The organism is Novosphingobium sp. GW835-FHT14H07 (genome assembly GCF_058793515.1).
Genome location: NZ_JBXAFX010000019.1, coordinates 1 through 17,939 on the forward strand (window position 1 = coordinate 1; position 17,939 = coordinate 17,939).

A 17,939-nucleotide genomic window follows, 5' to 3' on the forward strand; every position below is an offset into this window, starting at 1 on the left:
CCCGTTCACGGTACTCTCGTGGGTGGCCGGGCGGGGGAGCGGCCCGGTGCCGCAAGCCTTTGACGGATGTCAGAGGCGCACCCGATAAATTCCATGAACGCCTTATGCCGCCCGACCGCCGTTATGGCGTGTCGGGCGGTTCGCGTTTAGGGTCGGCGGGATGACGTCGTCGCAAATCGATCCCGGTATCCCCCGCGTTCCGGCCCGGCAGGTGATCCTGTCGGCCGTGGCGTTGTGGCTGTGCTACTTCCTTCTGATCACGGTCCGCGGGCTGGTGGTGGAGCTGGGTGATTTTACCGATCTGCTCTGGCGCCGTGCGCTCGTAACCTTCGCCGGCATTGTCGTCACGGTTGCCTGCTGGCCACTGCTCCGCCGCTTCGATGCGCGCCCCCTTGCCACGCGCGTTGCCGCAGCCCTGGTCATCATGCTGCCCGCAGCACTCGCTCTGGCAGCGGTAAACCAGTGGGCCTTTGCTCCGGTCGAGAAGCGCATGATCGAACGGATCAGCACCACTCCGGGGCAGCAGGAAAACGATGAGTCGACGACGACGACCCAGACCACCGTGACCACCGGCCAAGGCAAGCCCGGGGTGAAGATCCGCCACGACATGGCCGGCAATGTCCTGGTCGACGTGCTTGACGAAGGGTTCATCCCTCCGGCGCCACCCGAGCCCGACTTGCCGGAACCGCCGCCACAACCGGAGATCCCCCCCGCTCCCAAGGCCGCTCCGTCGATGGAGCCGTTGCTTAGCGCAGAGGACATTGCCGAGCTGCGCAAGGTCGGCGACGAAGCGACGATCCAGGCGCTCAAGAACTTCGGCATCAAGCAGGACGCCGATGGCAGCATGGTCATTTCCCAGCCCGGCCTGTTTGTCCGCCAATATGCCGATGGACGCTCGGAAGTGCGGACCGGCGGCAAGGTCTACACCGTCGACGAGGACGGTGAGGTCGAGAGCATCAGCGACGCAGCAGAACCGCCGGCCTCGGCAGCTTCGGCGGCGCCCCCGGCACCACCAGTCCCGCCGATGCTGTCCGCCGCGGAAAGGGAGAAAATCCGCGAAACGGCCCGCCGCGAGGCTGACAAGGCTCTCAGGAGGGCGCAAGCGGCACGAAAGCTGGCGCTGGAGAAGGCACAGGCGGTGCGGGCACGTGAGGTCGCCACAGCCCGGACAGCTGCTGAGCAGCGGAAAGCGGAATCAGCCAGGGCAGGGGAGGAAAAGGTGGTAAACGCGCCGCAGCCAAGCCCGTCCGAGACCGTTACTGAAGATCTGCGCGGTCCCGATCATGTCACCATCATTCGCCAGACGGTGGAGAATGAAGGGCTCTGGCGTCAGCTGACCGACGTGGCGCTTGGCCGCTACTTCCTGCTGATTGCCTGGGCTGCGCTCTATCTTGCGCTCGGCAATGGCGAACAGCTGCGCGCCGCGGAGTATCGCGAAGGGCAATATGCGCGGGCTGCGAAAGCTGCCGAGCTGCGGTCGCTGCGTTATCAGGTGAACCCGCACTTCCTGTTCAACACGTTGAATTCCTTGTCGGCTTTGGTCATGGTCGGGCGAACCGAACAGGCCGAGCGGATGATCCAGTCAATCTCGCGTTTCTATCGCCACAGCCTTGCGGGCGACCCCACGGCAGACATGCCGCTGGAAGACGAGATCGCCTTGCAGCGCCATTACCTCGACATCGAAGCGGTGCGTTTTCCAGAGCGTTTGCGCTGCGAGTTCGACATTCCGGACGATCTGATGACCGCCTGCGTACCGGGCATGATCCTGCAGCCGCTGGTCGAAAATTCGATCAAGTATGCTGTCTCGACCACCATCCGACCAGTGACCATCCGCATCACCGCCCGCGAGGCCGGGGGCTTTCTCATCCTGACGGTGGCGGATGACGGACCTGGTGCGGGCTTTGCCAATGGTGGTACCGGCATCGGCATCGCCAATGTCAGAAGCCGGCTTGCTGCCCGTTTCGGTGAGGATGGAGCCGGCGTGGAAAGCGGGCCGCTTCCCGCGGGCGGTTATGCAACGGTGCTGACCATGCCGGTCGTCCGGAACGAGTGCTGAGGGGACTTGAGTTGCGCACGCTGATTGTTGACGACGAACCGCTGGCTGTCGAGCGGATGCAGATCCTGTGCGCGCGTATACCGGCGTTGCAGGTGGTGGGGACGGCCAGCGATGGCGCTGCAGCCCTGCGCCTGATCGAAGCGCTCAATCCCGATCTCGTCCTGCTCGACATGACCATGCCCGAGGTCGATGGGCTCGGCGTCGCCCGGGCGCTGGCGGGACTGGCCAACCGGCCGGCCGTAGTTTTCGTAACGGCGCATGACGATTTTGCGGTCGAGGCATTTGATTGCGATGCCGTGGACTACGTGCTCAAACCTGTCGCGCAGGAGCGGCTGGAGCGGGCGGTAGAGCGCGCGCAGACGCGCCGCAGCACGTCAGCCGAAGCGACTCAGGCACCGGAAAAGACGCCGAGCGAGTGGATCGAGGAGTTCTGGGTGCCGCACCGCTCCGAACTGATCCGCGTCGCCGCGTCGGACCTCGAACGGATCGATGCCGAGCGTGACTATGTCCGGCTCCACGCGGGACAGCGCAGTTACATGATGCTTCATACCATTGCGGGGCTCGAAGCGCGCCTCGATCCCGATCGGTTCATCCGCCTGCACCGTTCAACCATCGTTCGGCGCGACCGTATCGCCGGGCTCAAGCACGATGGCCTTGGCGTGTGGTCCGCCGAGCTGGTCGATGGCTCGGTCCAGCGGATTGGACGTACCTATCTCGCGCGGGTCAAGGCCATGGCGGGGCGCTAAGCGGCTAGCTCTTGTAAAGCGCGTCCACCCGCGCGCCGTAGCGCTCCCGGATCTTGTGGCGGCGGATCTTGAGGCTCGGCGTCATCTCGCCATTGTCGATGCTGAAGGCCTCGTCGGCAAAGGTGAACTGGCGGACCTTCTCGATCACCGACAGGTCCTTGTTCACCCGGTCCACCGCCGCGCGGATCGCATTCCTGAACGCTGGCAGGTCCTGCAATTCCTTGAAGTCGAAATGTTCGCCCTGCGCGCGGGACCACTCCAGCGCCCATTCCGGATCGGGCACGACCAGGCCGACGATGTAGGGCCGCTTGTCGCCAGAAACCATCGCCTGCGCGATCTCCGGCTGCAGCGTCAACATGCCCTCGATCTTTTGCGGAGAGACGTTGTCGCCCTTGTCGTTGACAATCATGTCCTTCTTGCGGTCGGTGATGACGATGCGGCCCTTATCGTCGAGATGGCCGATATCACCGGTGTGCAGCCAGCCCGCATTGGGGCCTTCGGGCGGTATCGCGCGCGCGGTCTCGGCATCGTTGTGCCAGTAGCCGTGCATGACAAGCTCGCCCTTGACGAGGATCTCGCCGTCTTCGGCGATCTTCACCTCGACGCCCTTCATCGGCGGGCCGACGGTGTCCATCTTCAGGCCGACCTTTGGCCGATTGCACGAGATCACTGGCCCCGCTTCGGTCTGGCCGTAGCCCTGCAGCATGGTCAGCCCCATGGCATCGAAAAACACGCCGACGTCAGGGTTGAGCGGCGCGCCGCCCGAAACCATCGCCTTCATCCGCCCGCCAAAGCGCGCGCGGATCTTCGGGCGCAGGGTTCGCTCCAGGATCAGGTTCATCGGAGCATCGATGATCCGCCCCGTGCCGGCCGCCTTGCGTCCGCCGATGGAAAGGGCGCGGTCCATCAGGTAGTTCGCCACCTTCCCCTGCTTCTCCACCTGCTTCATGATCCGCGTGCGCAGCACTTCGAACAGGCGCGGCACCACCACCATTATCGTCGGGCGAACTTCCTCGATGTTCGAGGCGAGCTTTTCGAGGCCTTCGGAATAGTAGATCTGGGCACCCATGCCGATCGGCAGGTACTGGCCGCCGGTATGCTCGTAGGCGTGGCTCAGCGGCAGGAACGAGAGAAACACTTCCTCCCCCCAACCGAAATCGTTGGCGAGAATCTCCGCCGCACCCTCGACATTGCACAGGATCGAACCGTGATGCAGGCGCACGCCGCGCGGGGAACCACCGGTGCCGCTGGTGTAGATGATGCAGGCCAGGTCATCGCGGCCCATGGTCCTGAGCCGCTCGTCCACGGCCGCCCGCGCCGCTGTTCCATCGCCGCTGGTCATCGACTGCCACTCGTGGAATGCCAGTTTGCCGGCCTGCATCTGGCGTAGCGGTTCCATCCCGACCACATGCTCGACGCAAGGCGCGGAAAGAGCCGCCGGCAACAGCGGCTGCGAAAGCTTCGCGGTCGAGACAATCACGGCCCGCGCACCGGAATTCTCGAGGATGTGCAGATGATCACGCTCGGTATTGGTGATGTAGGTCGGCACGGTGACAAGGCCTGCCGCCATGATCGCATGATCGGCGATGCACCATTCCGGGCGGTTCTCCGATACCAGCGCCACCCGATCGCCCGGATTGAGCCCGAGCCCGCGCAGCGCCTCCGCCAGGACACAGACCTGCCGCGTCGCTTCAGTCCAACTCAGCGAGTTCCACTTGCCCTTGCTCTTGGCCCACAGAAACGGGCCGTCCCCGCGCTTTGCCGCACGGTCGAGGAACATCGAAACGAGATTGGGAAACCCTGCGAAATCGGAAAGCAGCACGTCTTGACCCTCGCCCCTTATGGCATGGCGGAGCAATCACCGCCTGCCGGTTAACGGGAACCTAGTGGCCTCGTTCCGTCACGGCAACCGCGCACGCCAGTCTGTTCCCCAATGGTCACGCCCGCATCAAGCCGCTCAAGGGGCGACGGCCGCGCCCTCGCTGCGGGGATCAGCTGCGCCCCGCCAACGGTCGCCAACGCGCTCTATGGCATTGGCCTTGAAAGACGGTGGCCGCGCCAGAACTTGCGCATGGCCAAGCTGCTGCAAGGTCGGGATCATCGCTTCAAGGCTCGTGCCCTTCTCGACTAAGACCATGTCGCCGCCCGGCGCAAAGATCACCGGCAGCGCAATCGCGTCGCGGGCCGAGAGGTTCCAGTCGAGCACGCCAATGATCGCCTTGGCCACTTGCGCGGGGATCGTCACGCCACCGGCCGCGCCGATGGCAAGGCGCAATTTGCCGTCCGGCCCATAGATCAGCGTCGGCGACATCGAACTGCGCGGTCGCTTTCCCGCCTCAATGCGATTGGCGGTCGGCTTGCCGTCCTTGTCCGGCACGATGTTGAAATCGGTCAGCTCGTTGTTGAGATAATAGCCGCCCACCATCAGACCCGACCCGAACGGACCTTCGATGGTCGATGTATAGCTTGCGGCATTGCCCCAGCGATCGACCGCCACGAAGTGCGTCGTGCCGTTCTCTTCCTGCGGATCGGCCTTGGCGAAGGCCAAGCTGGCTCCCGGCGGGGTGCCCGGCGTCACGAGTCCGAGCGATGTGGTTTCGGAAATCAGGGCCGAGCGCGAGGCGAGATAGGCAGGATCGGTCAGCCCTGAGACCGGGACCGAAACGAAATCGCTGTCGGCCAGATACTGGTCGCGGTCAGCATAGGCGAGGCGCTGCGACTCCGCGATCAGGTGCCATGAGACCGGGTTGGCTGGCCCGAGCGCCTTCATGTCGAAGCGTTCGAGCTGCTTCAGGATGGCGAAAACGGTGGTCGCGCCCGAGGAAGGCGGCCCCATTCCGCAGATGCGCCAGACGCGATACTGGCCGCAGACAGGCGGCCGGGCGATGGCCCTGTATCCAGCGATGTCGGCTGTCGTCATCGGTGATGGATTGCGCGGCGCCGTGCCCACCTTGGACGCAATCAGGGTGGCGTTCTCGCCTGCATAGAAGCTGTCGGCACCGCGTGCTGCAACCGTTTCGAGTGTGGCGGCCAGCGCAGGGTTGCGCACAAGTGTGCCGACCGCGAGCGGCTGCCCGTCCGAGCCATAGTACAAGGCACTTGCCTCCGGATCGAGCGCGCCGGTGCGGCTGGCCGCAGCCAGGATGGTCCGCAGGCGCGGCGTGATCTCAAACCCTTCGCGGGCCAGGCGGATCGCCGGCTGGAACAGTGTTCGCCACGACAGCCTGCCTTTGCCGTTATGCGCCAGCGCGGCGAGTCGCAAGTTCCCCGGCACGCCGACGCTGCGACCACCCGGTATTGCGTCGCGGTAAGCCAGCGGCTTGCCATCGGCATAGAACCACTGAGGAGTCGCCGCCTTCGGAGCCGTTTCGCGGCCATCGATCGTCTCGACCTGCCCTGCAGCATCGCCCAGCACGAGGAAGCCGCCGCCACCGATGCCGGAACTCTGCGGTTCTACCACGGTCAGCGCCAGCATGGTGGCTATGGCAGCGTCGGTTGCGCTGCCACCAAGGCGGAGCATCTGCACGCCAGCTTCGGCAGCGCGCGGATCTGCAGCGGACACGAGGCCCGCGCTGTCCACCGGGATACCATCTGCCGCAGCCGCCAGCGGCGCCGTTCGAGGTGGAGCAACTGTCGCGCTGGGTGGCGGAACGCAGCCGCTGACGAGCAATGCAGCGAGCGGCGTGGCCAAGCTGGCGGATTTAAGGAGGCGGGGGACTGACATGCCCCCTTGCTATTCGGTGCCGACCGCCTCGGCAATGGACGTCATGCCGGCTTCGCGGACCTTCCGTTCAAGTCCTGCGACCAGGCGCCTGGCAAGACCGGGGCCCTCGAAGACCATTGCGCTGTAGATCTGGATCAGGCTGGCACCGGCCCGGATGCGGGCCCAGGCATCATCAACCGTTGCAATACCGCCCACGCCGATCAGGGGAATCGCGCCGCCACTTGCTTTGCGGAAATCGCGCAGACGCTGCAGCGCAAGTTCGCGCAGCGGTTCGCCCGAGAGGCCGCCAGCTTCCCTGGCATGGGCCGAGCGCAAGGCCGGCCGGGTGATCGTGGTATTCGAAACGATCAATGCGGCGAGCCGCTTTTCAAGAGCGATGCGGCAGATCGCATCGATGTCCGACGGTTCGAGATCGGGCGCAAGCTTCAGGAAGATCGGCACGTTCATGTTGCCGCGCGCCTCGATCACGCCGTCGAGCAGGGCCGAAAGGGCGCCTTCATCCTGCAGCGCCCGAAGGCCCGGCGTGTTGGGCGACGAGATGTTGACGGTGAGATACGATGCCAGCGGGGCCATCAGCCGGGTCATCTGAGCATAGTCGGCAATGCGGTCGGCCGAGTCCTTGTTCGCGCCGATGTTCACGCCAACGATGCCCGGCAGTCCGTGCTTGCCCGTCTCACGGCGTCGGATCAGGCGGTTGGTCACGGCCTGCGCGCCTTCGTTGTTGAAGCCCATCCGATTGATCACGGCCCGATCCTCGATCAGGCGGAACAGCCGCGGCTTGGGATTGCCTTCCTGCGGCAGGGGCGTGACCGTGCCCACTTCGACAAAGCCAAACCCCAGCCCGAGCATGGCGTCGGGCACTTCGGCATTTTTGTCGAACCCCGGGGCCATGCCCAGCGGGTTGGGGAAGGCGATGCCGGCGATGCGCTGGGCGAGATTGGGCGTGGGGGCCAGTCTGCCCGAAGGCGGATTGATCGCGAGTGCGCGGATGGTCAGGCGATGCGCAGGTTCGGCAGGGATCCGGAAAATCAGGGGGCGCAGCAGCGAATATGGCGTCACGGGCAAACGGTTCCGGGTTCTGCGAATGGTGAAGGTCGAATCGGGGGCAATTCCGATGCGCCATGCCGCCGGACCACCCCGGCGAGTCTTTGCGACGTTATCTTCTGTCGGCCAAGCCTGTTCTTCTCGAATCTGACAGCAATTGTAATTGATTGCGCTTGGTATGTTGCGCATTTGCCACCGGAATTGTCGAATCCATACAATTCTCTGCAAGGGCTTCTGCTTAGTAAGGCGCTGCGACCCGAAGGGCTCGGTGCAGTTATGCAACGAGTTCTCGACTTTGAGGCGGCCGATGACCCATTGGGCTCGGCCGCCCTTTTTTTGCCGCCCATTTTTTCCGCTCTCTTTTTGGACGAGCGCCCGCTTGTGCAGGGAAGGCACCGCGCCTAGATAACCGGAGTGATTCGGTCCGATTTGCGCGGGCCGCAACCGGGACCCTTGCAGATGCGCCTTTCGAGCATGGCCGATTACGCCGTTGTCACGATGACCGCCGCTGCGCGCCATTGCGGGCAGAGCCGCGTCTGTGCGCAACAACTCGCCGATGAAACCGGCCTGCCGGCGCCGACCGTGCAGAAGCTGGTCAGCAAGCTTTCGGCCGCAGGGCTGCTGAAGTCTGTCCGTGGAGCGCGTGGCGGGCTGAAGCTGGCGCGCCCGGCAGCAGCTATCACTTTGGCCGATATCGTCGAAGCCGTGGAAGGCCCCATTGCGCTCACGCCCTGCAGCGAGCATGGGCGCCATGATTGCACGCTGGAATCCGCGTGCACCGTCCGTCCGCACTGGCCTGCTGTCGATGCCGCATTGCGCGGCGCGCTGGCGGGCATACCGCTCACCCAATTGTCCCGTCCTGCCGCAGCGGTGACGGAGGTTATGGCATGACCAAGAACGTCGAAATCAAGGATCAGGCCGCGCGCGAGGCCGCTGCAAAGGTCGCCGAGTACGAGCATGGCTGGTCGTCCGATATCGAGCAGGAGTACGGGCCCAAGGGCCTGTCCGAGGACACCGTCCGCTACATCTCGGCCAAGAAGGACGAGCCGGAATGGATGCTCGAATGGCGCCTCAAGGCCTATCGCCACTGGCTGACCATGCCCACGCCCGATTGGGCCAAGCTCAACATCCCGCCGATCGACTATCAGGACGCCTATTACTGGGCCGCGCCCAAGGCCAAGCCCAAGCTCGGCAGCCTTGACGAGGTCGATCCCGAAATCCTGCGCGTCTATGAAAAGCTCGGCATTCCACTGGAGGAGCAGAAGGTGCTCGCCGGCGTCGAGGGGGCGCGCAAGATTGCCGTCGACGCCGTGTTCGATTCCGTCAGTGTCGCGACCACCTTCCGCAAGGAGCTGGAAGCGGCAGGCGTGATCTTCCGCTCGATCTCCGAGGCGATCCGCGAATATCCGGACCTCGTGAAGAAGTGGCTCGGCAAGGTCGTGCCGATGCACGACAACTACTTTGCCACGCTCAATTGCGCGGTCTTTTCTGACGGCACCTTCGTCTACATCCCCGAGGGCGTGCGCTGCCCCATGGAGCTCTCGACCTATTTTCGCATCAACGCGGAGAACACGGGCCAGTTCGAGCGCACCCTGATCGTCGCCGACAAGGGCAGTTACGTCTCCTACCTCGAAGGCTGCACCGCCCCGCAGCGCGATGAAAACCAGCTTCACGCCGCCGTCGTGGAACTCGTCGCGCTCGATGACGCCGAGATCAAATACTCGACCGTCCAGAACTGGTATCCCGGTGACGCGGAAGGCAAGGGCGGCATCTACAACTTCGTCACCAAGCGCGCGCTGTGCCAGGGTGCCCGCTCCAAGGTCTCGTGGACGCAGGTCGAAACCGGCTCGGCGATAACTTGGAAGTATCCGTCCTGCGTCCTGAACGGCGAGGATTCCGTGGGCGAGTTCTACTCGGTTGCCGTCACCAACAACTATCAGCAGGCCGATACCGGCACCAAGATGATCCACAACGGCAAGGGGTCGCGCTCTACGATCGTGTCGAAGGGGATCTCTGCGGGCAAGAGCAACAACACTTATCGCGGCCTCGTCCGCGTCGCCCCGCAGGCGGAAGGCGTGCGCAACTTCACCCAGTGCGACAGCCTGCTGCTCGGCGCAGACTGCGGCGCGCACACCGTGCCCTATATCGAAGTGCGCAACCCCAGTGCCACGATCGAACACGAAGCCACCACCAGCAAGATCAGCGACGACCAGCTGTTCTACGCCATGCAGCGCGGCCTCGATCAGGAAAGCGCCGTCGCCCTGATCGTCAACGGCTTCGCTCGCGAGGTGCTGCAGCAACTGCCGATGGAATTCGCAGTCGAAGCGCAGAAGCTGCTGGGTATCAGCCTTGAAGGATCAGTTGGTTGAAGAAGACTCTTACCCTCCGCCCCGTCGGCGAACGTGCCGAAGCGCCCAAGATCCAGAAGAAGGGTCGCGGCTGGGCCATTTCCGGTTCGCGCCTCGATGCGATCCACGACATGGCGCGCCAGTTGCGCCGCGAACCGGACGAGGCTCACCTCGCGCTGGCCGAGGAACTGGCGAAGGAAGATCTCGGAAAGTACAAGTTCAAGCGCTACGCCGTGATCGGTTCGGCCATCGTCGATTTCGCGAGCCAGTCGCTGAAGCTGGTCGTCGCGCTTGACCGTGGCGATGCGCCGGAGCTTGAGCGCCGCCGCGATGCCAGTCTTGCCGAAGTCGGCATCAAGGTCATCCGCTATGATGCTGCCGAAGTACTCGGCGATCCTGAAGGCGCCTGCGCTGCCGTCCTGCGCGAGATGAAGGCCCGGTACGATGAGTTGCGCGCGGCCTCGCGTCCTTCGCGTCCGTCCTATTCGCGCTCCGGCGCCCGCCCGCAGCGCAGCCCCCACACCCGGGCTCGCGACTGAGAGAGATGACCATGCTCGAAATCCAGAACCTCCAGGCCACCGTTGCCGACAAGCCGATCCTCAAGGGTCTGTCGCTCACCATCAACGCGGGTGAGATCCACGCGATCATGGGGCCGAACGGCGCGGGCAAGTCCACGCTCGGCTACACGCTCGGCGGGCGGCCCGGCTACGAAGTGACCGGCGGCACCGCCACATTGGATGGCACCGACCTGTTCGAACTCGAACCGCATGAACGCGCGGCGGCGGGCCTGTTTCTCGGCTTCCAGTACCCGGTCGAGATCCCCGGCGTGTCCTTCGTGCAGTTCCTGCGCGAATCCGCCAATGCCCAGCGCAAGGCACGCGGCGAGGCACCCCTTTCGGGGGGCGAATTCCTCAAGCTGGCCAAGGAGAAGGCGGGCCTGCTGCGCATGGACATGGACATGCTCAAGCGCCCGGTGAACGTCGGCTTTTCGGGCGGTGAGAAGAAGCGTGCCGAGATGGTCCAGATGGGCATTCTTGATCCCAAGATCGCCATCCTCGATGAAACCGATTCCGGGCTCGACATCGACGCCCTGCGCATCTGCGGCGAAGGCATCAACGCGATCATGCGCAAGCCCGAAAAGGCCGTGCTGCTGATCACCCACTACCAGCGCCTGCTCGATTACGTGAAACCCGACTTTGTCCACGTCCTTGCCGGCGGCCGCATCGTCAAGAGCGGCGGGCCTGAACTGGCGCTCGAACTCGAAGAGCACGGCTACGAGGCCGTCGCGGCATGACCGCGCTGCCCACCCGCAGGCAAGAAGCCTTCCGCTACGCCGATCTTGCGGCGCTGGAAGCGCTCTGGCCGCTGCCGGTGCAGGATATCCGCGTCGCTGCGGGTGAGACTGGCGCAAGCGCCGTCGTGCTCGATGGCGCGAACGATGCGGCGCAGGACATCGCGATCACGCTGGAAGATGGCGCGGAATATGACCTGCGCCTGCTCAACGCCGGGTCCGCCTATGGCCGCATTGCGGTCAAGGTCACGCTCGGCAACGGCGCGAAGTTCCATCTCGGCGCGGCACAGATCGCCGGCGGCGAACAGACCGCCGAGATCGTCACCGAGGTCGTCCATGCCGAGCCTGACGCGGTTTCGAGCCAGGTCGTCCGTTCGGTCCTCGGCGGCAAGGCCACGGGCACGTATCTCGGCCGCGTCGTTGTGGCGCGCGGGGCGATCGGCACCGACGGCGAACAGTCGATCCGGGCGATGCTGCTGGATCGCACTGCCACTGCCAATGCCCGCCCAGAGCTGGAAATCTACGCCGACGACGTCAAGTGCGCCCACGGCTGCGCAGTCGGTGAACTCGATCCGCAGGGGCTGTTCTACCTCGCCCAGCGCGGCCTTCCACCAGCCGAGGCTAAGAAGCTCATGCTTCATGCCTTCATCGCCGAAGCCTTCGTCGGTGCCGCCGATGAAGAGTCGCTTACCGAAGCCGCGCTCAAGGCGCTGGATGCCGTGCTGTGACCGTCGATGCCCTGACCCGCACCGCTGAATGGCCCGGCCTCGTCAATCCTGACGGCAGCCGCTGGCATTATCTCGATACTGCCGCCACCGCGCAGAAGCCGCAAGTTGTGATCGATGCGATGGTGCGCGCCTTGGGCCGCGACTATGCCACCGTTCATCGCGGCGTCTATGCCCGCTCGGCCGACATGACGCTGGCCTTCGAAGCTGCGCGCCGCAAGGTTGCTGCACTCGTCGGCGGCGCCGAGAACGAGCTGGTCTTCACCCGCGGCGCGACCGAGGCGATCAACCTCGTCGCACAGACCTGGGGTGTAGCCAATCTCAAGGCGGGTGACCGCATCCTCATCTCCACGCTCGAGCACCACGCCAACATCGTGCCTTGGCAGATGCTGCGCAAGCGTACCGGAGTGGAGATCGACGTCTGCCCGCTGACCGAGGACGGGCTGATCGATCTCGATGCCGCCGAACGCATGATCGCGCCTGCGCACAAGCTGGTCGCTTTCGCGCACGTGTCGAACGTGCTCGGCTCCACGCTTGATGCAAAGCGCGCAGTAGCCCTTGCCCGCAGCGTCGGCGCGAAGATCCTGCTCGATGGTTGCCAGTCGGTCGCGCGCCTCACCGTCGACGTGAAGGCGCTGGACGCGGACTTCTACGTCTTCTCGGCTCACAAGCTTTATGGCCCCACCGGCATCGGCGCGCTCTGGGCCAAGGGCGAGATCCTCGATGCCATGCCGCCGTGGCAAGGCGGCGGCGCAATGATCGACCGGGTCACTTTCGAGAAGACCACCTATGCCCCCGCACCCCAGCGGTTCGAGGCCGGCACGCCCGCCATTGTCGAGGCCATCGGCTTTGGCGCAGCAGTCGATTTCGTTCAGGCGCAAGGCCTCGCCACCATCCACGCCCACGAATGCGCGCTGGTGGCCAAGGCACGCGAGGCGCTCAGGCGCATGAACTCGGTCAAGCTGTTCGGCCCTGCGGAAAGCGCCGGCATCCTCAGCTTCGCGCTCGAAGGCGTGCACCCGCACGATCTCGGCACGATTCTGGACGAGGAAGGCGTGGCCATCCGCGCCGGGCATCACTGTGCCCAGCCGCTGATGGCGCATCTCGGCGTGCCCGCGACGGCGCGCGCGAGCTTCGGCATCTACAGCGATGAAAGCGATATCGCCGCGCTCGCGCGCGGCATCGAAAGGACCAAGAGGATTTTCGGATGAGCGAGAACGATCCCAAGTTCGCGGTCGAGGAAGTGGAAGCCGTCTCGGCACCGAAGCGCGCGTTCGTGGAGGACGCAGTGGAAGAAACGCCCGCCCAAAAGCTCGAGCGCAAGCGCGACTACCTCGAAGGCTTCCTCGCCGCCAAGCCTGAGGCCGTCTCGCCCGCCGAACCGGGCGGAGATATCTACGAAGGCGTGATTGCCGCGCTGAAGGAAATCTTCGACCCCGAAATTCCGGTCAATATCTATGACCTCGGCCTGATCTACGGCGTCGATGTCTCGGACGATTCCGATGTCACCGTCACCATGACGCTGACCACGCCGCATTGCCCGGTGGCCGAATCGATGCCGGGCGAGGTCGAGCTTCGTGTCTCGGCCGTGCCCGGTGTGCGCGATGCCGAGGTCAATCTTGTCTGGGACCCGGCATGGGACCCCGCCAAGATGAGCGACGAAGCCAAGCTTGAACTGGGAATGCTGTAACGCCTCCCCATATAGGTGTCACCATGACGACCGAAACGCAGACCAAGCCCCGCCGTCCCCGCCCCGCTGCGGTGATCCTCACGCCCTCGGCCGAGGCGCGCGTGGCGCATCTCATGGCCACGGCTCCCCAAGGCGCGATCGGCGTGAAGTTGTCGACGCCCCGTCGCGGCTGTTCGGGGCTTGCCTACTCGGTCGACTACGTGACCGAGGCCAACCCGCTTGATGAAAAGATCGAAACGCCGGGCGGTCTGTTCTTCATCGACAGCGCCTCGGTGCTCTACCTGATCGGCAGCACGATGGACTGGCAGGAAGACGATTTCACCGCCGGATTCGTGTTCCAGAACCCCAACGCCAAGGGTTCGTGCGGCTGTGGCGAGAGCTTTACCGTCTAACCTTCGGCAAGGAACGCCAGCAGCGCCTTTTCCAGCGGATCGACCTGCTCGTCAGCGTCGATGCGCGCCTGCAGCCACAGGTTCTCGGCATCGGTCACGGCATGTTCTCGCGCAGCTTCGCCCGCAACATCGCGGCCCGGTTGCCTGCGCCCGAAGCCGACTTCGCGAACGGCCCGCACGAAGCTGCCAGTATCGACCCTTGCCATGCGACCAAAGAACCGGCCCAGATGGGTCGAGCGGTCGTCCATGAACGCTTCCAGCTCGCCCGCCCGCTCGCGCGTGATGCCCTTGGCGCCGTTCCAGCCCTGCAGGTAATTGCCCACGCCCTGCACGAACAGTCGCCCCCACGCAGAAGCGTTGTCCGCGCCCAACGTGGCATCCTTCAGGCGGAACAGCATTTCCGCCTCGCGCTGGCTTACCCCGGCAGGGCGATCCCCGCCGGAGGCAAAGATCGTGCGACGGATCAGGCTGCATTCGGCTTCGGTGATGCTGCCTGGAGCAAGCGTGCCGCTACAGCGCGTCGGGCCATCCCCTGTCAGAACTTCGCGTTCGATCTGCTCCAGCACGAACAAGCGCAAGTCATCGGGTGCGGACAGTGCCTTCTCCAGCACCCTGACCAGCAGTTCCAGCTCGGTCAGGCTTTCCACTTTGCCATCGTGCGAGACGCGCTCGATCAGCCAGCGCGCATTCTCGTCCGAGATATAGCCCTTGGACTCGGTTCCGTTGACCACGAATTCGACCAGAGCCTCGACGAAGAAGTCGGACCATTCGCGCGTGGGCTCGGCGATCTGGTCGTTAAGCAGGAAGATCGCTTCGGCTTCTTCGGGATCGATCCTGCCATCGGGCCATGCCGCGCGCCGCAATTCGAGGATTTCCTCTACGGAGATTGCGCTGTCCTTGGCGGCCTGCTCGGCCAAAGCGCGGAAGTGCAGGGTCATGCGTCTTCGGTCCCTCAAGCGTTCAATCGCAGGAGGGCATAAGGGAAAGCGCTTAACTTGGGGTTATCAGCCTGGCCACGGCCATCAGGCCGGACATGGCAAGCAGGAAGCCGACGAAGCCGCGCCATGCCGCATCGCTGACCTTGCCGAAGGCAAGAGACCCCAGGTGGTTGCCGACCAGCACCGGCACGAACAGCAGCAAGGCGAAGAGCACATCGCGCCATGAGGCCAGCTTCAGCGCCAGCGCCGCAGCAGTGCTGGCGATCGACGTCAGCAGGAACACCGTCAGCATCGAGGCGCGGGCCACTTCGCGCGGGATGGGACGACGCAGGTAATAGGGGACGACCGGAGGCCCGGGCATGCCGGCAAATCCGGTGAGCAGGCCCGCTGCCGCTCCGGTAAGGCCCGTCTCTACCTTGCCCGGCGCATGACCGGGCCGGGCAGGAAGAAGCACCATCACGAACGCACCGATCGCCACCACGGCAATGAGCACGCGCGCCACTTCCGGCGGCGTTGCGAACAGGGCGAGCAGGCCGGCTGGCGTCAGCAACATGGCAAGACCGCCAATCGCCCCGGCGCTTTTCTCCCCGGCGGCCCACACCTTGCGCGCGCCGACCAGCCCGATCAGCAGCCCAAGCATGTTGGAAACGACCACCGCTTCGCCCGGCGGGATGACCAGTCCGATCAGCGGCACCAGCAGGATCGCCATGCCAAACCCCGCCAGCCCGCGCACGAAGGCAGCGACGAACGCCGCCAGTGCGCAAAGCCCGAGCGAAAGGATCGGCAGGTCGAGCGTGATCAGCTCCGCAGATCCGGCGGCGTCGCTTCGCTCTTGAGCAGCGCAATCGCCTCATCCAGCGATACCACCTTCTGGTGCTGATCGCCCAAGGTGCGGATCGCCACGGTGCCTTCCTCGGCCTCGCGCTTGCCCACGACCAGCAGGAAGGGGACCTTCTGCAGCGAGTGTTCACGGACCTTGTAGTTGATCTTCTCGTTGCGCAGGTCCGTGTCGGCCCGGATGCCCGCCGCCTTCAGCTTGGCCAGCGCATCCTTGGCATAGTCGTCAGCATCCGAAACGATCGTCGCGACAACGGCCTGCACTGGTGCCAGCCACGCGGGAAGGCGTCCGGCAAAGTGTTCGATCAGAATGCCGATGAAGCGCTCGTACGATCCGAAGATCGCGCGGTGCAACATGACCGGTCGGTGCTTCTCGCCATCCTCGCCGATGTAGGTTGCATCAAGCCGCTCGGGCAGGACGCGGTCGGACTGGATCGTGCCGACCTGCCAGGTGCGGCCGATCGCGTCGGTCAGGTGCCATTCCAGCTTGGGCGCATAGAACGCGCCTTCGCCGGGCAGTTCCTCCCAGCCATACTCTTCGGTGGCAAGCCCTGCGCGGACCACGGCGGCGCGCAGCTCTGCCTCGGCCTTGTCCCACATTTCCTCGGTGCCAAAGCGCTTTTCCGGGCGCAGCGCGAGCTTGATCGAGTAGGTGAAGCCGAAGTGCTTGTAGATGCGGTCGGCCAGTTCGCAGAACGCCTGCACTTCGGACACGATCTGGTCCTCGCGGCAGAAGATGTGCGCATCGTCCTGCGTGAACTGGCGCACGCGCATCAGCCCGTGCAGCGCGCCGTGCGGTTCGTTGCGGTGGCAGCAGCCGTTTTCATACAGGCGCAAGGGCAGTTCGCGGTATGACTTGATGCCCTGCCGGAAGATCAGCACATGCGCCGGGCAGTTCATCGGCTTCAGTGCCATCCAGTCGGCATCGTCCGAAACGATCGGGCCTTCGTCCTCGACGTTCGGCACTTCGTCGGGGATGACGAACATGTTCTCGCGGTACTTGCCCCAGTGGCCGGACTGCTCCCACTGGCGCGCATCCATGACCTGCGGCGTCTTGACCTCGCGATAGCCGGCGCCGTCGATGGCGCGGCGCATGTAGGCTTCCAGCTCGCGCCAGATCAGGTAGCCCTTGGGGTGCCAGAACACGCTGCCATGGGCTTCCTGCTGGAGATGGAACAGGTCCATCTCGTTGCCGAGCTTGCGATGGTCGCGCTTCGCCGCTTCTTCCAGCCGCATGAGGTGCGCATCGAGCTGCTTCTTGTTGAGCCAGCCGGTGCCATAGACGCGGGAAAGCATCGCGTTCTTCTGGTCGCCGCGCCAGTAGGCACCCGAAACGCGCGTCAGCTTGAACGCCGCCGGATCGAGCTTGCCGGTCGAGGGCAGGTGCGGGCCCCGGCACATGTCGAGCCAGTCGTCGCCCGACCAGTAGACCGTCAGTTCCTCGCCCTCGGGCAGTTCGGCGGCCCACTCGGCCTTGAAGCTCTCGCCCTGCTGCTTCCAGCGGCTGATCAGCTGTTCGCGGCTCCACACCTCGCGGCGCAGCGGCTTGTTGGCAGCGATGATCTTGCGCATCTCCGCCTCGATGGCAGGCAGGTCTTCATCCGTGAACGGGCGGTCCTTCGGGGCGAAGTCGTAATAGAAGCCGTCGTCGGTGCTCGGCCCGAAGGTGATCTGCGTACCCGGAAACAGCGCCTGCACCGCTTCGGCGAGCACGTGGGCATAGTCATGCCGCGCAAGGTCGAGCGCGTCCGCCTCGTCCTTGGCCGTCACCAGCGCCAGCTGCGCGTCAGCCGTGAAGGGACGCGAAAGGTCCACCAGCTCGCCATCGACCTTCGCCGCCAGCGCCGCCTTGGCGAGGCCGGGGCCAATCGCGGCGGCTATGTCGGCCGGAGTGCTGCCCGGCGCAACCTCGCGCACGGAACCGTCGGGCAGGGTGATCTTCAGCAACTCGGACATGCGGGTCTCTCTGCAATCTGTTGGCAGCGCTTTGGCACAGGTGCGCCGCCACCGGAAGGGCGCGCATCAGGCAAATCGGTCGGTTCGGGAGGCGATGCGCAAAGCCACCCGAACCGGGCGGCGGCATCGCAGCGGGCGCTAGGCCAGCAGCGACCGCCCCCGGCCCGCGGGGGTAGTAGTTGTAGTGCTGGT

16 protein-coding genes are annotated in these 17,939 nt (G+C 64.9%); 10 read left to right on the forward strand and 6 right to left on the reverse strand.

The genetic code is table 11. The features are described 5' to 3' along the window. Positions 1 to 160: 160 nt before the first annotated feature. A complete protein-coding gene (locus AC1Q5P_RS15570) occupies positions 161 to 2,056 on the forward strand; it encodes a histidine kinase (RefSeq protein ID WP_492519426.1) in 1,896 nt (631 codons plus the stop codon). A 56-nt stretch (positions 2,057 to 2,112) separates the two neighbouring features. Beyond that, positions 2,113 to 2,802 carry a LytR/AlgR family response regulator transcription factor gene (locus tag AC1Q5P_RS15575; RefSeq protein WP_230487868.1) on the forward strand — a complete coding sequence of 230 codons (690 nt, stop codon included), beginning with the start codon at positions 2,113 to 2,115 and terminating at the stop codon, positions 2,800 to 2,802. A gap of 4 nt (positions 2,803 to 2,806) precedes the next feature. Here AC1Q5P_RS15575 and AC1Q5P_RS15580 read toward each other — a convergent pair whose 3' ends face one another. The 3 genes from AC1Q5P_RS15580 to AC1Q5P_RS15590 form a co-directional block, all read right to left on the reverse strand. Continuing rightward, positions 2,807 to 4,624 carry an AMP-dependent synthetase/ligase gene (locus AC1Q5P_RS15580; RefSeq protein ID WP_492519427.1) on the reverse strand — a complete coding sequence of 606 codons (1,818 nt, stop codon included), beginning with the start codon at positions 4,622 to 4,624 and terminating at the stop codon, positions 2,807 to 2,809. Between the two features lie 135 nt (positions 4,625 to 4,759). Next, entirely contained in the window at positions 4,760 to 6,526 is a 1,767-nt protein-coding gene (gene ggt / locus AC1Q5P_RS15585) for a gamma-glutamyltransferase (protein ID WP_492519428.1), read from the reverse strand. Positions 6,527 to 6,535: 9 nt separating this feature from the next. Beyond that, positions 6,536 to 7,585, reverse strand: a complete 1,050-nt coding sequence (locus AC1Q5P_RS15590) for a quinone-dependent dihydroorotate dehydrogenase (RefSeq protein ID WP_492519429.1) — start codon at positions 7,583 to 7,585, stop codon at positions 6,536 to 6,538. Positions 7,586 to 8,029: 444 nt separating this feature from the next. Between AC1Q5P_RS15590 and AC1Q5P_RS15595 the strand changes: the two genes are divergently transcribed. The 8 genes from AC1Q5P_RS15595 to AC1Q5P_RS15630 are packed head-to-tail and all read left to right on the forward strand — an operon-like array spanning position 8,030 to position 14,016. Then, the gene (locus tag AC1Q5P_RS15595; RefSeq protein ID WP_039333076.1) at positions 8,030 to 8,461 is read left to right on the forward strand and encodes an SUF system Fe-S cluster assembly regulator; all 432 of its coding nucleotides are present in this window, start codon (positions 8,030 to 8,032) and stop codon (positions 8,459 to 8,461) included. Continuing rightward, complete coding sequence (sufB, locus tag AC1Q5P_RS15600) at positions 8,458 to 9,939, forward strand: Fe-S cluster assembly protein SufB (RefSeq protein ID WP_492519430.1); 1,482 nt, start codon at positions 8,458 to 8,460, stop codon at positions 9,937 to 9,939. Before AC1Q5P_RS15595 ends, sufB begins: the two co-directional genes overlap by 4 nt. Then, entirely contained in the window at positions 9,936 to 10,457 is a 522-nt protein-coding gene (locus AC1Q5P_RS15605) for an endonuclease domain-containing protein (RefSeq protein ID WP_039333072.1), read from the forward strand. The genes sufB and AC1Q5P_RS15605 overlap by 4 nt, the downstream gene beginning before the upstream one ends. Before the next feature lie 11 nt (positions 10,458 to 10,468). After that, the gene (gene sufC / locus AC1Q5P_RS15610) at positions 10,469 to 11,212 is read left to right on the forward strand and encodes a Fe-S cluster assembly ATPase SufC (protein ID WP_039333070.1); all 744 of its coding nucleotides are present in this window, start codon (positions 10,469 to 10,471) and stop codon (positions 11,210 to 11,212) included. Beyond that, entirely contained in the window at positions 11,209 to 11,937 is a 729-nt protein-coding gene (locus AC1Q5P_RS15615; protein ID WP_039333068.1) for a SufD family Fe-S cluster assembly protein, read from the forward strand. Before sufC ends, AC1Q5P_RS15615 begins: the two co-directional genes overlap by 4 nt. Beyond that, the gene (locus AC1Q5P_RS15620; RefSeq protein ID WP_492519431.1) at positions 11,934 to 13,145 is read left to right on the forward strand and encodes a cysteine desulfurase; all 1,212 of its coding nucleotides are present in this window, start codon (positions 11,934 to 11,936) and stop codon (positions 13,143 to 13,145) included. The genes AC1Q5P_RS15615 and AC1Q5P_RS15620 overlap by 4 nt, the downstream gene beginning before the upstream one ends. After that, positions 13,142 to 13,624: an SUF system Fe-S cluster assembly protein gene (locus AC1Q5P_RS15625; RefSeq protein WP_427463683.1), complete on the forward strand. Its 483-nt coding sequence runs from the start codon at positions 13,142 to 13,144 to the stop codon at positions 13,622 to 13,624. The genes AC1Q5P_RS15620 and AC1Q5P_RS15625 overlap by 4 nt, the downstream gene beginning before the upstream one ends. A 23-nt stretch (positions 13,625 to 13,647) precedes the next feature. Continuing rightward, on the forward strand, positions 13,648 to 14,016 hold the full coding sequence (locus AC1Q5P_RS15630; protein WP_492519432.1) for a HesB/IscA family protein: 369 nt from the start codon (positions 13,648 to 13,650) through the stop codon (positions 14,014 to 14,016). Here AC1Q5P_RS15630 and AC1Q5P_RS15635 read toward each other — a convergent pair. The 3 genes from AC1Q5P_RS15635 to thrS are packed head-to-tail and all read right to left on the reverse strand — an operon-like array spanning position 14,013 to position 17,747. Then, positions 14,013 to 14,954: a hypothetical protein gene (locus AC1Q5P_RS15635; protein ID WP_492519433.1), complete on the reverse strand. Its 942-nt coding sequence runs from the start codon at positions 14,952 to 14,954 to the stop codon at positions 14,013 to 14,015. The two genes, AC1Q5P_RS15630 and AC1Q5P_RS15635, sit on opposite strands and share 4 nt — an antisense overlap. 52 nt (positions 14,955 to 15,006) lie before the next feature. Further along, positions 15,007 to 15,756 (reverse strand): TSUP family transporter, encoded by a 750-nt coding sequence (locus AC1Q5P_RS15640; protein WP_039333060.1) that lies wholly within the window; start codon positions 15,754 to 15,756, stop codon positions 15,007 to 15,009. Then, complete coding sequence (gene thrS / locus AC1Q5P_RS15645) at positions 15,753 to 17,747, reverse strand: threonine--tRNA ligase (protein WP_492519434.1); 1,995 nt, start codon at positions 17,745 to 17,747, stop codon at positions 15,753 to 15,755. The genes AC1Q5P_RS15640 and thrS overlap by 4 nt, the downstream gene beginning before the upstream one ends. Positions 17,748 to 17,939: the final 192 nt, after the last annotated feature.